We start from the raw sequence: 16,744 nt of genomic DNA, 5'->3' as shown, positions 1-16,744 counted from the left end.
GGGCCGGTCTGCGGATGATGCACGTCGATCCACCGCTTCGAAACGTCGACGCCGATGCACTCTTCTGTCATGATCTTCTCCTGTCCCTGTCGGTGCGGGGTCTGGTCACGCAGCCCCAAGCAACTGTTCAGGTTGACGATCCAAAGGCGGACGGCTCCCGCGCCGGCTCGCGGGCTCCAAGCCCTGGGACCTCACGGGATGCCGTCCGCCACCAGCACATTGACATGATTTCGTTAGACAGGGACCTCGATCCACCGGGTGGCCGCTCCTTCCGCGCGAGGCCCCGGCTCAGGGCCGGGGCTGGTAGGCCAGAGCGGAAGCCGGATCGCTGGAAGGCCGGTTCCGACCAAGGCGACCCGGACAACTTTCTCTGGCCCCAGCGTCACTTGCGGGGCAGGCTGGCGCCGTCCCGCCAAGGAGCCGCCGATGCCGTCGACCCGCACCTCACCGTCTTTCCCGGATGCCGAATACTGGGACCGGATCGAGAAGACCCGCGCCGCGATGGAGGCGGCGGGGATCGAGGTGCTGGTCGTCAGCGATCCGTCCAACATGGCGTGGCTCACCGGCTACGACGGCTGGTCCTTCTACGTTCATCAGGCCGCCATCCTGGGGATGGAGGGCGAGCCGCTCTGGTGGGGCCGTTTCATGGACGTGGCCGGCGCGCTGCGGACCGTGTTCATGGAGGAGGACGCCTGTCACGGCTACGAGGACGGCTACGTCCAGAACCCCGAGCGGCACCCGATGGAGGACCTCGCCCGGCTCCTCGATGCCTATGGCCACGGGGCGGCGCGGATCGGCGTCGAGATGGACAATTACTATTTCAGCGCCAAAGCTTACGGGACGCTTCGCACGTTCCTCCCGAACGCGACCTTCACCGATGCGACCGGCCTGGCCAACTGGCAGCGCGCCATCAAGTCGAGCCAAGAGATCGTCTACATGCGCCGCGCCGCCGCCATCGTGGAGGCGATGCACGCTCGTATCGCCGAGGTGGCCGAGCCGGGAATGCCCAAGCACAAGCTGGTGGCCGAGATCTACCACCAGGGGATCAGCGGCACCGGCGGGCACTGGGGCGACTATCCGGCGATCGTCCCGATGGCGCCATCGGGCCTCGACGCGACCGCGCCGCACCTGACATGGGACGACACGCCGCTGCGCACCGGTGAGACGACGTTCTTCGAGATTGCCGGCGCGCACCGCCGCTACCATTGCCCGCAGTCGCGCACGCTGTTCTTCGGCCGGCCGCCGCAGAAGTTCCTTGACGCCGCGACGGCGGTGGAGGAGGCGACGGTGGCGGCCCTGAACAAGGCGATGCCGGGCAACCGCTGCGAGGAGATCGCGAACGCCTTCAACGCCGCGCTGCAGGCCCGCGGCTTCACCAAGGAAAGCCGCTGCGGCTATTCCATCGGCCTCAGCTATCCGCCGGACTGGGGCGAGCGCACGATGAGCTTTCGCGCCGGCGACCGGACGGTGCTGCAGCCGGGCATGGCGTTCCACTTCATGCCGGCGCTCTGGCTGGACGACGGGGGGATCGAGATCACGGAGCCGATCCTGATCACGGACAAGGGGCACGAGCGGTTCTGCGCGACGCCCGGCGGGCTGCTGGTCAAGTAGCGAACTTGGATCGCATAATCAGTATTATGTAAACACAGCATCCTGCCGGCTCGAGCTGCGCGATATATTTTGACCAGTCAGTTAAAACTGGTAAACCACGCCTATTCTTGACCCTCCGTCACTCAAACGGGCGATCCATGTCCGATATCGTTACGCACCTCGCCGCGGTCACGGCCGCGGTTTCCGACGAGGAATTATGGCGGCTGCACTGCGAGCGCATGGCCGCCTACGGCTTCGACCGGCTGATCTACGGCTTCACCCGATACCGTTCAGGCCAGAGCCTCGGCGATCCGCAGGATTGGGTCGTGCTGACGAACCACGGCACCGAGTACATGGACGCCTTCGTCGGCGACGGCCTGTACTTCCATGCGCCGATGCTCCGCTGGGCGGTCGAGAATGACGGCGCCTGTTCCTGGAGCTGGCTGCAGGAAATGGCACGGACCGACGGGTTGACCAAGGGCGAGCTGAAGGTCATCGACTTCAATCGCCGCATGGGCGTGACCGCGGGCTACACGATCAGCTTCCGTTCATTGTCGGATCGTACCAAGGGCGCCGTCGCGCTGACCGCGCGGCCGGGGCTCGGCCAGGACGCGGTCGATGCGCTGTGGGCGGAGCATGGCGACGAGATCGTCATGCTGAACAACGTGCTGCACCTCAAGATCCATACCCTGCCCTATTCCGGCGCCCGCAAGCTCACCCAGCGCCAGCGCGAGGTGCTGCAATGGGTCGGCGACGGCAAGACGACCCAGGACATCGCGACGATCCTCGGGCTGACCGCGGCCACGGTGGAGAAGCACCTGCGTCTCGCGCGCGAGGCGCTGGACGTCGAGACGACGGCGCAGGCGGTGCTCAAGGCGGCGTTCTACAACCAGATGTTCGTCATCAACCAGTAACCCGGCCCCCGACGACAGAACCTGTCGTCTGACGCCGCGGCGCGAGTCAGGAAATTCCGACCCGAGGGTTGGGTTTCCCTTACTGGCGGCAGGGTCGATGGGCTGCCAGATTAGTCGTGTTCCGTGAGTGGTGGCCTAAGGCCATGGAACAGCGGGCCGCACAATCCCTGCGATTTCAGGGCTCTGCGGTCCGCACTTTGACCCCGCCGGTTGTCCCCCGGCGGTAACTGGGACGGGCGTTCCGCCCTGTCGTCCGGTTGATCGAGCAGTGGCATCCCTGTCCCCATGGCGGATGCCGGCCCCCGGCGGTGTCGTCCCCCGCGCCCTTCTCCCTGGCGCTGCGGGAGGCACCGCCGGCCCATTTCCAGCAGCCCGGCTCCGCCACCGCGAGGACGCGCCCCGGGGCCTGACCCGAGGCCGCGATCCTGGCGCATGATCTCGGCCGGGCCCCGGCTCAAGGCCGGGGCGGGTCGCAAGAGGTTGCGGGAAAAGGAAAACGGGCCGCCGGTTTCCCGGCGGCCCGTCGAACCTGCGTCCGGAGTGACGTCTCAGGCCTTGCCGACCTTCGCGACCTCGGCGGCGAAGTCCTCTTCGACCTTCTCGATCCCCTCGCCCACGACCAGTCGGACAAATCCGGTGATCGTGGCGCCGGCATCGGCCGCCGCCTGGGCAACGGTGACGTCGGGGTTGATGACAAAGGCCTGGCCCATCAGCGTCGACTCGGCCATGAACTTCTTCATCCGGCCCTCGATCATCTTCTCGATGACCGCTTCCGGCTTGCCGCTCTCGCGGGCGATGTCCATCTGGACCTGCTTCTCCTTCTCGACCAGCGCCGGGTCGAGGTCGCCCTCGCCGAGAGCGGACGGGCTGGCCGCCGCGATGTGCATCGCGACCTGCTTGCCGAAGCTGGCGTCGCCGCCGGTCATCGCGACCAGCACGCCGATCTTGCCCATGCCCTCGGCCGCGGCGTTATGGACGTAGGTCACGACCTGCTCGCCCTCGATCGCGGCCATCCGGCGCAGGGTCATGTTCTCGCCGATCTTGGCGATGGCGTCGGTGATCAGCGTCTCTGCCGGCTTGCCGTCGACTTCGGTGGTCTTCAGCTGCTCGAGCGAGTGCGCGTCCAGCGCAGCGGTCGCGATCCTGGACACCAGCGCCTGGAACTCGGCGTTGCGCGAGACGAAGTCGGTCTCGGAGTTCACCTCGACCGCGACGCCGCGGCCGTCACGCACGGCGACGGCGACGAGGCCCTCGGCCGCGGTGCGGCCCGATTTCTTGGCGGCCTTGGCAAGGCCCTTGGTGCGCAGCCAGTCGACCGCGGCGTCCATGTCGCCGTCGGTCTCGGTCAGCGCCTTCTTGGCGTCCATCATGCCGGCGCCGGTCTGCTCGCGCAGCTCTTTCACCATGCTCGCGGTGATCGCCATCTTGTGTGCTCCTTGTCGAATTCGGGCAGGGTTCGGGCCGGAAGGATGTACCGGCCCGATGGCATGTCGGTGACGAAAGCGCCGTCAGGCGTTTTCGTCCTTCATGTTGACAGGCGCGTCCTCGGGAATCGTCGTGGTCGCGTGGCCGGTCTCGACGCCGGTGGAGCCTTCGCGGCTCGCCGCCGCACGCTCGCCGGCGAGCGTGTCCTCGGCGAGTTGGTCCATCGCGCCCATGTCGACGCCGGCGGCGCCGAGCTGCGCGCTCATCCCGTCGAGGGCGGCGCGGGCGACGAGGTCGCAATACATGGCGATGGCGCGCGCGGCGTCATCGTTGCCGGGGATGATGTAGTCCACGCCGTCGGGCGAGCAGTTGGTGTCGACCACGGCCACGACCGGGATGCCCAGCTTCTTGGCTTCCTTGATGGCGAGGTCTTCCTTGTTCACGTCGATGACGAACAGAAGATCCGGCACGCCGCCCATCTCGCGGATGCCGCCGAGCGAGGCGGTCAGCTTGCCCTGCTCGCGCTCCATCCCGAGGCGTTCCTTCTTGGTGAGGCCCTCGAAGCCCTGCTCGGACGCCTCGTCGATGGACCGCAGGCGGTTGATCGACTGCGAGACGGTCTGCCAGTTGGTCAGCGTGCCGCCGAGCCAGCGGTGGTTCATGTAGTACTGGGCGCACTTCTCGGCGGCCTCGGCGATCGGCCGCTGGGCCTGCCGCTTGGTGCCGACGAAGAGGATCCGGCCGCCGCGGGCGACGGTGTCGCGGATCACCTGCAGCGCCTGGTCCAGCAGCGGGACGGTCTGCGTCAGGTCGAAGATGTGGATGCCGTTGCGCGCGCCATAGATGTACTCGCCCATGCGAGGGTTCCAGCGCTGCGTCTGGTGGCCGAAGTGAACGCCGGCTTCGAGCAGCTGGCGCATGGAGAACTCGGGAAGAGCCATGCCTTTTTCCTTTCCGGTTTCAGCCCTTGGACGGAGGATGAGGGTCGCCCCAACCGGTGGACCGCCGGGGATGTCTCCCCCGAAGGCCCGCCTCCGCCTGTGAAGTGCCGCTGCCCTTACAGGGTGCCGCGCCCGATGGCAAGCGCCCTGCCCCGCGCGTCGGATGCGGGCCGCCTCGGGACCGGCGAAGCCCGATCCCGATGTTGCCCGCGGGCTGCTGTCCTTACAGCAGCGTCCGCTCGATCACCCAGTACGCCCCGATCACCGCGATCGCCGCCGAGGCCGGGACCGCGACGATCCGGCGGTAGGCGTCCAGCTGGTCGCGGTTCTTCACCGAGATCCAGCACAGGACCGAAAGCGCCGCGATGGCGATGCCGAAATAGAGCGGCGGCACCTCGGGGTTGCTGACCGCCATCCAGAGGAACGCCGCCCCGATCGCGATGCCCGGCAGCAGGATGTAGAGGTCCTTGGCGAAGCGTACCTCGTCGCGGCCTTCGTCGATCCGCACCGCCTCGCGCACGATCAGGAACGCGACGAGGATGACGAAGAGCTGCCCCAGCTCCACCCCGATGTTGAACCCGATCAGCGCCGGCAAGAAGGCGTTCGACGGCAGGCCGAACTGGCTGAGCACGCTGGCGAAGCCGAGGCCGTGCAGCAGGCCGAACAGGAACACCACCAGCGGCCGCCAGACCGACAGGCCGCGCGACCAGATGTTCTCGAGCGCGACGAAGACGATGGAGGCGGCGATGATCGGCTCCACCACGTAGGCCGGGATGGAGACGTAGCCGAGCGAGGACAGCGCCAGCGTGATCGTGTGCGCCACGGTGAAGGCCGAGACCTGCCAGAGCAGCGGGCCGAGGCGCGTCGACAGGAAGAACAGCCCGAGCACGAAGAGGATGTGGTCGAGGCCGAGGGGCACGATGTGGTCGAAGCCGACGGGAATGTAGGCGACGAACGTCTCCCACGGGCCAAGCTGGTTGCCGCCGCCGAGGGCGATCGGCGCAGAGGTCTCGCCGGCCTCCAGCAGGCCGTCGTAGGGTTCCTCCACGCCCTGCTGGCGGATCACCAGCGCGCCCAGCCGGCGGTCCCAGCCGACCGTCACCGCGTCCGCCCCGGGCGGCAGCGCCGCGCGGAAGGAGATGGTCGTCGGCCGCAGGACGGAGACGTCGCCGACCTCGCCCGCCGCGACGCCGGTCAGCTCCAGCGGCAGGTCCTCGCCGCCCGCGCGGACGTGGATGTCGCCCGCAAGGTCCTGCCACGCCGCCCGGGTCCGCGCCTCCAGCTCGTCCGCCGGCAGGGCCCGCAGCTCGTCGTAGGTCGCGGCCTCGGGCGCGGCATTGGTGTCCTCGACCGCCGACAGGTCGATGCCGGCGAGGATACCCTCGGCGTTCACCTCCACGTCGAAGACGAGGCCGTCCTCCGTCAGCTCCATGTCCGCGATCGCGGGCAGCACCTCGTGAGCCCGCGCGGCCACGGCGAGGCTTGACAGTGCGAGCGCCAGCCACAGGCTTGCGGCCAACCGGAGTGTCTTCATGAATTACTTTCCCGCTTCCGTGCCGACGATCATGCCGGTGCTGATGGTGCTCGCCACGCAAGGCGCGGCCCACGAATACTGGCTGCAGCCGCAGGCCTACCAGGTTCCGGCCGACGGTATGCTGACCGCCGACATTGTCAACGGACAGGAGTTCGACGGCACCCGCCTGCCCTACCTGCCGCCCCGCTTCTCCCGGTTCGAGGTGCGGCAGGGCGACACCGCGGCGCCGGTCGAGATGCGGATCGGCGACCGCCCGGCGATGGACGTCCCGGCCCTCGGACCCGGCCTCAACGTGGTCGTGCACGAGGCGGTGCCGCAGCCCCTGACCTACGACGGCTGGGACGCCTTCCTGCGGTTCGTCGCCCACAAGGACCTGCTGGGCGGGACCGAGGCCGTGACGGCGCTGCAGGCCGAGCGGGGGCTGAGCCGGGAGGACGTCACCGAGCTCTACTCGCGCCACGTCAAGACGCTGATCGCCGTCGGCGACGGCGCCGGCCGGGATGTGCGCGTCGGCATGGAGACAGAGTTGGTCGCGCTGGAGAATCCCTACACGGACGACCTCTCCGACGGCCTCGACGTGCAGCTCTTCTACCGGGACGCCCCCCGGGCCGACGCGCAGATCGAGGTGTTCGACCGCGCTCTCGGAGCCGAGGAGGTCGCCATCTCCTACATCCGCACCGACGCGGAAGGCGTCGCCACGGTCCCCGTCGAGGCGGGGCACGAATACATGCTGGACAGCGTCGTCCTGCGGGTGCCCGAGGGCGACGTCGGCCAGATGTGGGACTCGCTCTGGGCCAACCTGACGTTCGCCGTGCCCGCCGATTGACCCTGCCCTCGCGCCGGGGCAACACCGGCGGCATGACAGACCGCCCCGTCGTCCTGTGCATCGGCGCCGTCCTCTGGGACGTGATCGGCCGCACGCCGCTGCACCTCCGCCTCGGCTCGGACGTGCCGGGCCGGATCGTGCGCCTGCCGGGCGGCGTCGCGATGAACATCGCGATGACGCTGGCCCGGTTCGGCCTGCGGCCGGAACTATTGACCGTCGTCGGCCGCGACCCCGAGGGGGAGGAGCTGCTCGCCCGCGCCGCCGCCCTGGGCTGCGGCACCGACTTCGCCTATCGCTCCGAGGATCTGCCGACCGACCGCTACATGGCGATCGAGGGCGCGGGCGGCCTCGTCGCCGCCATCGCCGATGCCCATTCGCTGGAGCAGGCGGGCGGGCGCATCCTCGCGCCGCTGTCGGACGGGCGGCTTGCGACCGAGGCGGCGCCCTGGGCCGGCCCCGTCGCCCTGGACGGCAACCTGACCGAGCAGCTGCTGGCCGAAATTGCCGCCTCGCCGCTCTTCGCCGCCGCGGATCTGCGCGTCGCGCCCGCCAGCCCCGGCAAGGCCGAGCGCCTGCTCGCCCTCCTCGGCCATCCCCGGGCCACGCTCTACGTCAACCTCGAGGAGGCGGGGCTGCTGTGCCACGACCGGTTCGAGGACGCCGCCACCGCCGCCCGCGCGCTGGTGGAGCGCGGCGCCGCCCGCGCCCTCGTCACCGACGGCGGGCGCACCGCGTCAGAAGCGACGGCCGACCGCTGCCTCACCGCCCACCCGCCCGAGGTGCTCGTGACCCGCGTCACCGGCGCGGGCGACACCTTCATGGCGGCCCACGTCGCCAGCGAACTCGCTGGCCGCGCGCCGCAGGAGGCGCTGGAGCGCGCCCTGACCGCCGCCGCCGCCTACGTCTCGGGAGACACGCCGACATGAGTATCCTGCCCCCCACCCTGCCCCTCGCCTTCTCGCCCGAGGTCGCCGACGCCCGCGCCGACGGCCGCCCTCTCGTCGCGCTGGAGACCACCATCGTCACCCACGGCATGCCGTCGCCGCAGAACGTGGAGACGGCTCAGGCGGTCGAGGCCGACATCCGCGCCGCCGGAGCCGTGCCAGCGACCATCGCGGTGATGGACGGCACGCTCCACATCGGCCTGACGGAGGACGAGCTGCACCGCCTCGCCGAGGCCCGGGACGTCGCCAAGCTCTCCCGCGCCGACCTGGCCGCCTGCCTCGCCAGGCGCGGCACCGGCTCCACCACCGTCGCCGCCACGATGATCGCCGCCCGCGCCGCCGGCATCGCCGTCTTCGCCACCGGCGGCATCGGCGGCGTGCACCGCGGCTGGGAGACGACGCTCGACATCTCGGCCGACCTGCAGGAGCTGGCGCAGACGCCGGTGACGGTCGTCGCCGCCGGCGCCAAGGCGATCCTGGACCTGCCCGCCACCTTCGAGGTGCTGGAGACGCTGGGCGTGCCCGTCATCGCCTACGGCCAGGACGAGATGCCGGCCTTCTGGTCCCGCGCCTCCGGCCTGCCCGCGCCCCTGCGGATGGACAGCGCCGCCGAGATCGCGGCCGCCCACGCGATGCGCACTGCACTCGGCCTGCCCGGCGGCCAGCTGGTCGCCAACCCCATCGACCCGGCAGACGAGATCCCGCGGGACGAGATGCTGCCGGTGATCGAGTCGGCGCTGGCCGAGGCGAGCGCGCAGGGCATCTCGGCCAAGGCGGTCACGCCGTTCCTGCTCGACCGCATCTTCCACCTGACCGACGGGCGTTCGCTGACCGCGAACATCGCGCTGGTGCGCTCGAACGCGCGGCTCGCCGCCGCCATCGCCGCGGAATTGGGCACCGGCGGGCGCGCGCCGACCTGACCCCGCGCGGGACGTTGTGGATCGCTCGGCCGGACCCTACATTCGAGGGGTCAGCCGCCGCCCCCGGACAGTTCCATCGTGACCCGCCCCGACGAGCCCCTTCCTCCGTCGCCGCGCCGCCGGCGGTTCCGGCTGCTGCCCGTCCGACTGATCGGAGCCCTGCGCAACAACTTCTTCGCCGGCGTGGTGGTCATCGCGCCAATCGGCCTCACGGTCTGGCTGATCTGGACGCTCGTCGGCTGGGTCGACGGCTTCGTCATGCCGTTCGTGCCGTCCGCCTACCACCCCGACGCGCTGATCAACCGCGCCCTCGGCCGCCCCCGGGAAGAGTGGTTCGAGATCGACATCCGCGGCGTCGGCGTCGTCCTGTTCCTGATCTTCACCGTGATCATCGGCTGGATGGCCAAGGGCCTCTTCGGCCGCAGCCTGCTGCGCTACGGCGAGAGCATCGTCGGCCGGATGCCGGTGGTCCGGTCGATCTACAACGGCGTCAAGCAGATCGCCGAGACGGTCTTCGCCCAGCAGGAGACGAGCTTCGACAAGGCCTGTCTCGTCGAGTACCCGCGTCAGGGCATGTGGGCGATCGCCTTCATCTCCACCGCTGCCAAGGGCGAGGTGAAGCGCCAGGTGAACGCGCCGGACCTTCTGACCGTGTTCCTGCCGACGACCCCGAATCCGACCTCGGGCTTCCTGCTCTTCGTGCCGAAGTCAGAGGTGCTGATACTGGACATGTCCGTCGAGGACGCCGCCAAGCTCGTGATCTCTGCCGGCCTCGTCTACCCGCAGGATCGCGGCGCCCTGCCGGCCGAGGGTGCCATTCCGCTCCCGACCCGCGGCCGCGCCTGACGCAAGGCCGTCACAAGGAAAACGCGGCCGCGCCGGAGGGCGGGCCGCGTCTGATCCGATCCGCGGCGCCCCGGCCGGAGCCGGGGCCACGCGTTCAGCACTGCGGGTTGGTGACGTTGTTGCCCGGGCCCGCGCCAGTGTCGATCACGGCGGTCGCGCCCGCGCCGGTGTTCACGATCTCGCCCGTCGGCTCGTCCGACCGATCGCACAGCTGGTCGGTGACGCCGGCGCCGGCGACGGCGGTCGGATCGCCCACATAGGGGCCGGGCGCCGGGCTCATGCCCTCGCAGGCGGCCAGGGCGAGGATGGAGGCGACGGGGATGATGCGCAGGAGGGTCATGAGAGGTCCTTCAATCTTCTGTGTCTGAAGATCAAAGGGACCCAACATCGCGAAGGTTCCATGTTTTTCTGACTCGGCGTCAGCCGAGGGCGTAGCCCGCTCCGCGGACCGTCCGCACCGGATCGCCGTCGCCATGCACCGTCAGCGCCTTGCGCAGCCGGCCGACATGGACGTCCACCGTCCGGCTGTCGACATAGATATCGCGGCCCCACACCCGGTCGAGCAACTGCTCGCGGCTCCACACCCGGCCCGGCCGTTCCATGAAGGTGGACAGGAGCCGGAACTCGGTCGGGCCGACCTTGATCTCGCGCGTCCCGCGCCGCACCCGGTGCGTCTCGGCGTCGAGCGTGATGTCTTCGTAGGTCAGAACCTCGCCCACCGCCGCGGGACGAGAACGGCGGAGCTGTCCCTTCACACGTGCCATCAGTTCGGCCACGGAATAGGGCTTCACCACGTAATCGTCCGCCCCGGTCTCAAGCCCGCGGACCCGGTCCACTTCCTCCGACCGGGCCGACAGCATGATGATCGGCACGGACTTCGTCTCCGGCCGGCTCTTCAGCCGGCGGCAGACCTCGATGCCCGACAGCTCGGGCAGCATCCAGTCGAGCACGATGACGTCGGGCGTCTCCTCGGCCACCATCAGCAGCGCCTCGTCCCCGGTCGCGGCACGGGTCGTGCGGAAGCCCTCGGCCTCGAGGTTGTAGGACAGCACCTCGCGCTGCGCAGGCTCGTCCTCGACGATCAGGACGTGCGGGCGGACCACGTGCATGGCCTCACTCCGGCGCAGTCATGTAGGGCGTCTGGTCCTTCTTCACGCGATCCTCCTCGGGCCGCTGACCGGTGGCGAGGTAGATCACCTGCTCGGCCATGTTGGTCACCAGGTCGCCCATCCGCTCTGTGTTCTTGGCGATGAAGTGCAGGTGCATGCAGGGCGTGATGTTGCGCGGATCTTCCATCATGTGGGTCAGGAACTCGCGGAACAGCGAGTTGTAGGTCTGGTCGATGTCCGCGTCCCGCGCGATCACGTCGGCGGCGAGGGCCGCATCGCGCCGGATGAAGGCGTCGATCAGGTCGCGCAGCATGATCTCGACGTCCCGCGCCATCCGCCGCAGCGTGGCGTCGGTGCCGTCCACGGGCCGCAGCTCGGACAGCGTGCCGACCCGCTTGGCCAGGTTCTTGGCGTAGTCGCCGATCCGCTCCATCGCCGCGGCGAAGCGGATGATGGCGAGGATCATCCGCAGGTCCTTGCTGACCGGCGCGCGCAGGGCGATCACCCGCGCCGCCTCCTCGTTGACCTTGTCGTCGAGGGCATCGATCGCCTTGTCGCCCTTGCGCACCTTGTCCGCCAACTCGGTGTCGCGGTTGGTGAGCGCCTCGGCCGCGTCGCGGATCGCGGCCTCGACCATGCCGCCCATCTTGATGATCAGCGCCTGCAGCGCCTCGAGGTCGCGGTCGTAGGCCGACGCGATGTGCTGGTCCTGCATGGGTCCCCTCCTCAGCCGATCCGGCCGGAGATGTAGCTTTCCGTCCGGGGGTCGGACGGATTGGTGAAGATCCTGTCGGTCACGTCGTATTCCACGAGGTTGCCGAGGTGGAAGAAGGCGGTCCGCTGGCTGACCCGCGCCGCCTGCTGCATCGAGTGGGTGACGATCACGACCGAGAAGTTCTCGCGCAGCTCGTCGATCAGCTCCTCGACCTGCGCCGTCGCGATGGGGTCGAGCGCGCTGCACGGCTCGTCCATCAGCAGCACCTCGGGCTCGGTCGCCACCGCGCGGGCGATGCACAGGCGCTGCTGCTGGCCGCCCGACAGGCCGGTGCCCGGCGCCTGCAGGCGGTCCTTGGCCTCGTTCCAGAGGGCGGCGCGGCGCAGAGCCTTCTCGACGATGTCGTCCAGCTCGGCCTTGTTGCGGGCGAGGCCGTGGATGCGGGGCCCGTAGGCGACGTTGTCGTAGATCGACTTGGGGAACGGGTTCGGCTTCTGGAAGACCATGCCGACTTTGGCGCGCAGCTGCACCGGATCGACCCGCTTGTCGTAGATGTTCTCGTCGTCGAGCAGGATCGTCCCCTCGACCCGGGCGCTGTCGATGGTGTCGTTCATCCGGTTGAGGCACCGCAGGAACGTCGACTTGCCGCAGCCCGAGGGGCCGATGAAGGCCGTCACCGTCCGGTCGGCGATGTCGACGTCCACATCCTTGATGGCGTGGGTGTCGCCGTACCAGACCTGCACGCCGCGGGCCGAGATCTTGATGTCGTCCATCGTGGTCACTCTTTCGTCGAGCTTGGCGTCGTACATGATAGCCCCTTACCAGCGCCGTTCGAAGCGGCGCCGCAGAAGAATGGCGATCAGGTTCATCGCCAGGAGGAACAGCAGAAGGACGATGATCCCGCCCCAGGCGCGCTCGTAATAGGCCGGATCGGCCCGCTTTGCCCATTCGTAGATCTGCGCCGGCATGGCGGAGTTCGGCGACAGCAGCCCTTCGGCCAGCCCGTCGGGCCGGTTCGAGGCGATGAAGCCGACCATGCCGATCAGCAGCAGCGGCGCCGTCTCTCCCAGCGCCTGGGCGAGGCCGATGATCGTGCCCGTCAGGATGCCCGGCATGGCAAGCGGCAGGACGTGGTGGAACACCGACTGCATCTTGGACGCGCCGACGCCGAGGGCGGCGTCGCGGATCGACGGCGGCACCGCCTTGAGCGACGCGCGGGTCGAGATGATGATCGTCGGCAGCGTCATCAGCGTCAGGACGAGGCCGCCCACCAGCGGCGCCGACTGCGGCAGGCCCGCGAACTGGATGAAGGCGGCGAGGCCGAGGATGCCGAACACGATGGACGGCACGGCCGCGAGGTTGGAGATGTTCACCTCGATCAGGTCGGTGAACCGGTTCTTCGGCGCGAACTCTTCCAGGTAGATCGACGCGGCGACGCCGATGGGCAGCGACAGGACCAGCACCACCAGCATCATGAAGAACGAGCCGATCATCGCGACCCCGATCCCCGCCTCCTCCGGCCGGCTCTCGGAGGCGTCGGCGCCCCAGACGAAGTCCCAGTTGAAGTGGATCGAGACGATGCCGGCATCGCGCATCGCGTCCAGCACGTCGAGGTGCGCGGGCGACAGGTTGCGGTCCCGCTCCAGGCTCTCGCGGGTGACGCGGCCCTTGAAGTAGCCGTCGGCGCGGGACGAGGCGAGGACCTCGATCGTCACCGTCTCGCCCACCAGCTCGGGGTTCTCCTGCACCCGGTCACGGATGTCCGCGGCGACGCCGGAGGACAGCATCTGCACCAGCGCGGCGGCGTCGATCTCGGTCTGCACGCCCGTCTCCGCCACTGCGTCGGCCAGCGCCTCCTCGATCAGAGGCGCGTAGCCGAAGGTCATGACGCCGCGGATCACCTCCGGATCGCCGGTCCCGTCGGGGTCCAGCACCTCGGCCCGCAGCGGCACGTCGAGGCTCACAAACGTCTGGGTGAAGGCCGGGATGCCGCGCACGACGATGGTGACCAGCAGGATCACCAGCATGACGAGCGCGATGGAGATCGCGATCAGGCCGTAGACCTTGAACCGCCCCTCGGCGGCGTTGCGGCGCCGGGTCTTGCGGTCGACGGTCAGCAGCGACTGGCCGCGGCGCAGCTCCACCGCCTCGCCGCCGGCGGACGTGAAATCGGTCATTCGTACTGCTCCCGGTAGCGGCGCACGATCCACAGCGCGAACACGTTCAGCCCCAGCGTGATGACGAACAGCGTCATGCCGAGGGCGAAGGCGACCAGCGCCTCTGGCGAGGAAAAGTCAGCGTCGCCGGTGAGTTGGCTGACGATCTTCGCGGTGACGGTGGTCATCGCCTCGAGCGGGTTCAGCGACAGGTTCGCCGCCGCGCCGGCGCCGAGGACGACGATCATCGTCTCGCCGATGGCGCGGGAGGCGGCCAGCAGGATCGCCCCCACGATGCCCGGCAGCGCGGCGGGCAGCACGACCTGGCGCACCGTCTCGGACGGGGTGGCGCCGAGGCCGAGGGAACCGTCGCGCATGGACTGCGGCACCGCGTTGATGATGTCATCGCTGAGGGACGACACGAACGGGATCAGCATGATCCCCATGACGAGGCCCGCGGTCATCACCGCCGTGCCGCCGCCCATCCAGGTCACGCCGAGGACGCCGCCCTGGCCGAACACGCTCATCAGCACCGGGCCGACGGTCAGCAGGGCGAACAGGCCGTAGACGATCGTCGGGATGCCGGCGAGGATTTCCAGCGCCGGCTTCACCAGCGCGCGCATCCGTGGCGAGGCGTACTCCGACAGGTAGACCGCCGAGAACAGGCCGATCGGCACCGCCACGACGAGCGCCACGAAGGAGATGTAGAGCGTCCCCCAGAGGAGCGGCAGGATGCCGAGGGACGAGCTGCCGCCGAAGGACGGCGACCACGTCGTGCCGAAGAAGAACTCCGAGGCCGGATACAGGCCGAAGAACTTGATGGTGTTGAAGATCAGCGACAGGACGATGCCCACCGTCGTCAGGATCGCGATGCAAGCCGCGGCGATCAGAGCCCACCGGGCCACCCGCTCCACGCTGTTGCGGGCCCGGAATTCGGCATTCGTCGCCCGCCAAGCCAGCGCCAGGCCACCGACCGAGAGCAGCAGCACAAGCGCCGTCTCCAGCCACTGCCCGACATCGGCCCAGCCGCGGTAATGCTGCGCCGCCGCCAGCGTCTGCGGCGTCACGTCGGAGCCGAGCGCGATGCCCATGCCGCCCAGCTGCGCCCGCACCTCCTCCGGCGCGATCCCGCGCGCCCCCTCGGCGCTCATCAGCCCGGTCTGCACCGCAAGGTCCAGTCCATCCGCCACCCGCCGCACGTCCGCCATCGCGAGGCCGAGCGCGCCGGGTTGCGCGGCGTCCAGCTCCAGCATCGGCTGGGTGGACAGGTTCAGGACGACCGGCTGCATCACCTGCCACGCGACGAGCGCCAGCAGCGCGGGCAGCAGCGCCCAGAGCGCCGCGTTCCAGCCGTAGAACGAGGGCAGCGAGTGAAGCCGCCGCACGTCCCCGTCCACGCTCGACAGCGAGCGTTGCCGCCCGGCGACGTAGCCGACGGCGGCGAGGATCAGGACGATCACGATGAGCCAGAGGGTCGGCATGGCAGCTCCCGCAGGTGAACCGGCGGGGATACGCGCCCCCGCCGGCCGGTCTTCAGACGTCGATTACATCGACCCCATCGTCGTGCCGTTCGCCACGGCCTCCTGCGTCGCCGCCAGCTCGGGGTCGGAGACGAGGCCGTAGTTGGCGAGCGGGCCGTTCGGGCCGGCCATCACGTCGCTGACGAAGAAGTCGGCGTATTCCTGCAGGCCCGGGATGACGCCGATGTGCGCCTTCTTGATGTAGAAGAACAGCGGCCGCGACACCGGGTACTCTCCGGAGGCGATGGTCTCGGTCGTCGGCTCGACGCCGCCCATCGTGGCGACCTTCAGGCGGTCGGTGTTGTTCTCGTAGAAGGCGAGGCCGAACACGCCGACGCCGTTCGGGTTGGCGTCGATGCGGGCCAGCGTCTCGGTGTAGTCGCCGTCGATGTCGACCGACGCGCCGTCGGTGCGGACCGCCATGCACGCGCCCTCGGCGTCGTCCTCGGACATGCCGCTGTCGATGAAGGCCTGCAGCGCGCCGGTATTCTCGCAGCCCTGCAGCAGGACGTTCTCCTCGAACACCTCGCGGGTGCCGTGCTTGGTGCCCGGGATGAAGGCCATGATCTCGGCGTCGGGCAGCTCGGCGTTCACGTCCGCCCAAGTGGTGTGCGGGTTGGCGACGATCTCGCCGTCGACCGGCAGCTCGGCGGCCAGCGCGGTGAACCAGTCGGAGGGCTCGAACGCGGTGAACTCGGGGCCGTCGATCTGGCTGGCGAAGACGATGCCGTCATAGCCGATGCGCACCTCGATGATCTCGGTCACGCCGTTCGCGGCGCAGGTCTCGATCTCGTTCTCGCGGATCGGGCGCGAGGCGTTCGCGATGTCGATCTGGTTCGGCCCGACGCCTTCGCAGAAGCGGGCGAGGCCGGCGGACGAGCCGCCCGATTCCACGACGGGGGTCGGGAAGTCGAAGTTCTCGCCGAAGGCTTCGGCCACGATCGAGGCGTAGGGCAGGACCGTCGAGGAGCCGGCGATCTGGACGTTGTCGCGGGTCTGCGCGGCGGCGGCGGTGGCGAGCGCCAGCGCGGACGTGGCAAGGGCCAGTCGGGTAAGGGACATGGATGTCTCCGTTGTCTGCTTTGACGGACCGGCCCCCCTGGCCGGTCGCTGGCGCCGCTCTACGGGTGCGCAGCCAAGCTTTTGTGACGGATTTGTAAGTCTTTTATGACAGCCGCTGTGGAAAAGTCGGCGTCGGGTCAGCGGGTTCGCGATATCAGCATCTTGAGGCGCGGCTGACGGCTGGCCGCAAGATCGGGTGACGCTGCGGGAGGCGGCAGGCGGTGGAGGCGGCGCTCCCTGTC

General features: G+C 69.4%; 16 protein-coding genes. 6 read left to right on the top strand and 10 right to left on the bottom strand.

Features of this window, described 5'->3' with window-relative positions; genetic code table 11:
- Positions 1 to 426: 426 nt before the first annotated feature.
- Entirely contained in the window at positions 427 to 1,611 is a 1,185-nt protein-coding gene (locus tag A37W_RS0107845) for a M24 family metallopeptidase (RefSeq protein WP_018302480.1), read from the top strand.
- Between the two features lie 137 nt (positions 1,612 to 1,748).
- Positions 1,749 to 2,504 (top strand): LuxR family transcriptional regulator, encoded by a 756-nt coding sequence (locus tag A37W_RS0107840; protein WP_026198360.1) that lies wholly within the window; start codon positions 1,749 to 1,751, stop codon positions 2,502 to 2,504.
- Between the two features lie 548 nt (positions 2,505 to 3,052).
- Here the strand turns inward: A37W_RS0107840 and tsf are convergent.
- The 3 genes from tsf to A37W_RS0107825 form a co-directional block, all read right to left on the bottom strand.
- Positions 3,053 to 3,928 (bottom strand): translation elongation factor Ts, encoded by an 876-nt coding sequence (tsf, locus tag A37W_RS0107835; RefSeq protein WP_018302478.1) that lies wholly within the window; start codon positions 3,926 to 3,928, stop codon positions 3,053 to 3,055.
- A gap of 84 nt (positions 3,929 to 4,012) precedes the next feature.
- Entirely contained in the window at positions 4,013 to 4,870 is an 858-nt protein-coding gene (gene rpsB / locus A37W_RS0107830; protein WP_018302477.1) for a 30S ribosomal protein S2, read from the bottom strand.
- Between the two features lie 223 nt (positions 4,871 to 5,093).
- Positions 5,094 to 6,404 (bottom strand): HupE/UreJ family protein, encoded by a 1,311-nt coding sequence (locus A37W_RS0107825; protein ID WP_018302476.1) that lies wholly within the window; start codon positions 6,402 to 6,404, stop codon positions 5,094 to 5,096.
- On the opposite strand from A37W_RS0107825, the gene A37W_RS0107820 reads away from it, so the two are divergent.
- The 4 genes from A37W_RS0107820 to A37W_RS0107805 all read left to right on the top strand — a co-directional run bounded on the left by A37W_RS0107820 (position 6,403) and on the right by A37W_RS0107805 (position 9,940).
- Positions 6,403 to 7,230, top strand: a complete 828-nt coding sequence (locus A37W_RS0107820; protein ID WP_018302475.1) for a DUF4198 domain-containing protein — start codon at positions 6,403 to 6,405, stop codon at positions 7,228 to 7,230. The two genes, A37W_RS0107825 and A37W_RS0107820, sit on opposite strands and share 2 nt — an antisense overlap.
- Before the next feature lie 32 nt (positions 7,231 to 7,262).
- Positions 7,263 to 8,156 carry a PfkB family carbohydrate kinase gene (locus A37W_RS0107815; protein WP_026198359.1) on the top strand — a complete coding sequence of 298 codons (894 nt, stop codon included), beginning with the start codon at positions 7,263 to 7,265 and terminating at the stop codon, positions 8,154 to 8,156.
- A complete protein-coding gene (locus A37W_RS0107810; protein ID WP_018302473.1) occupies positions 8,153 to 9,094 on the top strand; it encodes a pseudouridine-5'-phosphate glycosidase in 942 nt (313 codons plus the stop codon). Before A37W_RS0107815 ends, A37W_RS0107810 begins: the two co-directional genes overlap by 4 nt.
- Positions 9,095 to 9,172: 78 nt before the next feature.
- Positions 9,173 to 9,940 carry a DUF502 domain-containing protein gene (locus A37W_RS0107805; protein WP_018302472.1) on the top strand — a complete coding sequence of 256 codons (768 nt, stop codon included), beginning with the start codon at positions 9,173 to 9,175 and terminating at the stop codon, positions 9,938 to 9,940.
- Positions 9,941 to 10,034: 94 nt separating this feature from the next.
- On the opposite strand, the gene A37W_RS0107800 is transcribed toward A37W_RS0107805, so the two are convergent.
- The 7 genes from A37W_RS0107800 to A37W_RS0107770 all read right to left on the bottom strand — a co-directional run bounded on the left by A37W_RS0107800 (position 10,035) and on the right by A37W_RS0107770 (position 16,502).
- A complete protein-coding gene (locus A37W_RS0107800) occupies positions 10,035 to 10,280 on the bottom strand; it encodes a hypothetical protein (protein WP_018302471.1) in 246 nt (81 codons plus the stop codon).
- 79 nt (positions 10,281 to 10,359) lie between these two features.
- A complete protein-coding gene (gene phoB / locus A37W_RS0107795) occupies positions 10,360 to 11,049 on the bottom strand; it encodes a phosphate regulon transcriptional regulator PhoB (protein ID WP_018302470.1) in 690 nt (229 codons plus the stop codon).
- 4 nt (positions 11,050 to 11,053) lie between these two features.
- Entirely contained in the window at positions 11,054 to 11,764 is a 711-nt protein-coding gene (gene phoU / locus A37W_RS0107790; protein ID WP_018302469.1) for a phosphate signaling complex protein PhoU, read from the bottom strand.
- Between the two features lie 11 nt (positions 11,765 to 11,775).
- Positions 11,776 to 12,573: a phosphate ABC transporter ATP-binding protein PstB gene (pstB, locus tag A37W_RS0107785; RefSeq protein ID WP_018302468.1), complete on the bottom strand. Its 798-nt coding sequence runs from the start codon at positions 12,571 to 12,573 to the stop codon at positions 11,776 to 11,778.
- Between the two features lie 9 nt (positions 12,574 to 12,582).
- The gene (gene pstA, locus A37W_RS0107780) at positions 12,583 to 13,941 is read right to left on the bottom strand and encodes a phosphate ABC transporter permease PstA (protein ID WP_018302467.1); all 1,359 of its coding nucleotides are present in this window, start codon (positions 13,939 to 13,941) and stop codon (positions 12,583 to 12,585) included.
- The gene (pstC, locus tag A37W_RS0107775; protein WP_018302466.1) at positions 13,938 to 15,401 is read right to left on the bottom strand and encodes a phosphate ABC transporter permease subunit PstC; all 1,464 of its coding nucleotides are present in this window, start codon (positions 15,399 to 15,401) and stop codon (positions 13,938 to 13,940) included. The genes pstA and pstC overlap by 4 nt, the downstream gene beginning before the upstream one ends.
- 63 nt (positions 15,402 to 15,464) lie before the next feature.
- On the bottom strand, positions 15,465 to 16,502 hold the full coding sequence (locus tag A37W_RS0107770) for a substrate-binding domain-containing protein (protein ID WP_018302465.1): 1,038 nt from the start codon (positions 16,500 to 16,502) through the stop codon (positions 15,465 to 15,467).
- Between the last annotated feature and the right edge of the window lie 242 nt (positions 16,503 to 16,744).

The sequence above is a fragment of the Wenxinia marina DSM 24838 genome (assembly GCF_000379485.1).
In the GTDB taxonomy this organism is placed as follows: domain Bacteria; phylum Pseudomonadota; class Alphaproteobacteria; order Rhodobacterales; family Rhodobacteraceae; genus Wenxinia; species Wenxinia marina.
This window is presented reverse-complemented; position numbering and strand designations above follow the sequence as displayed.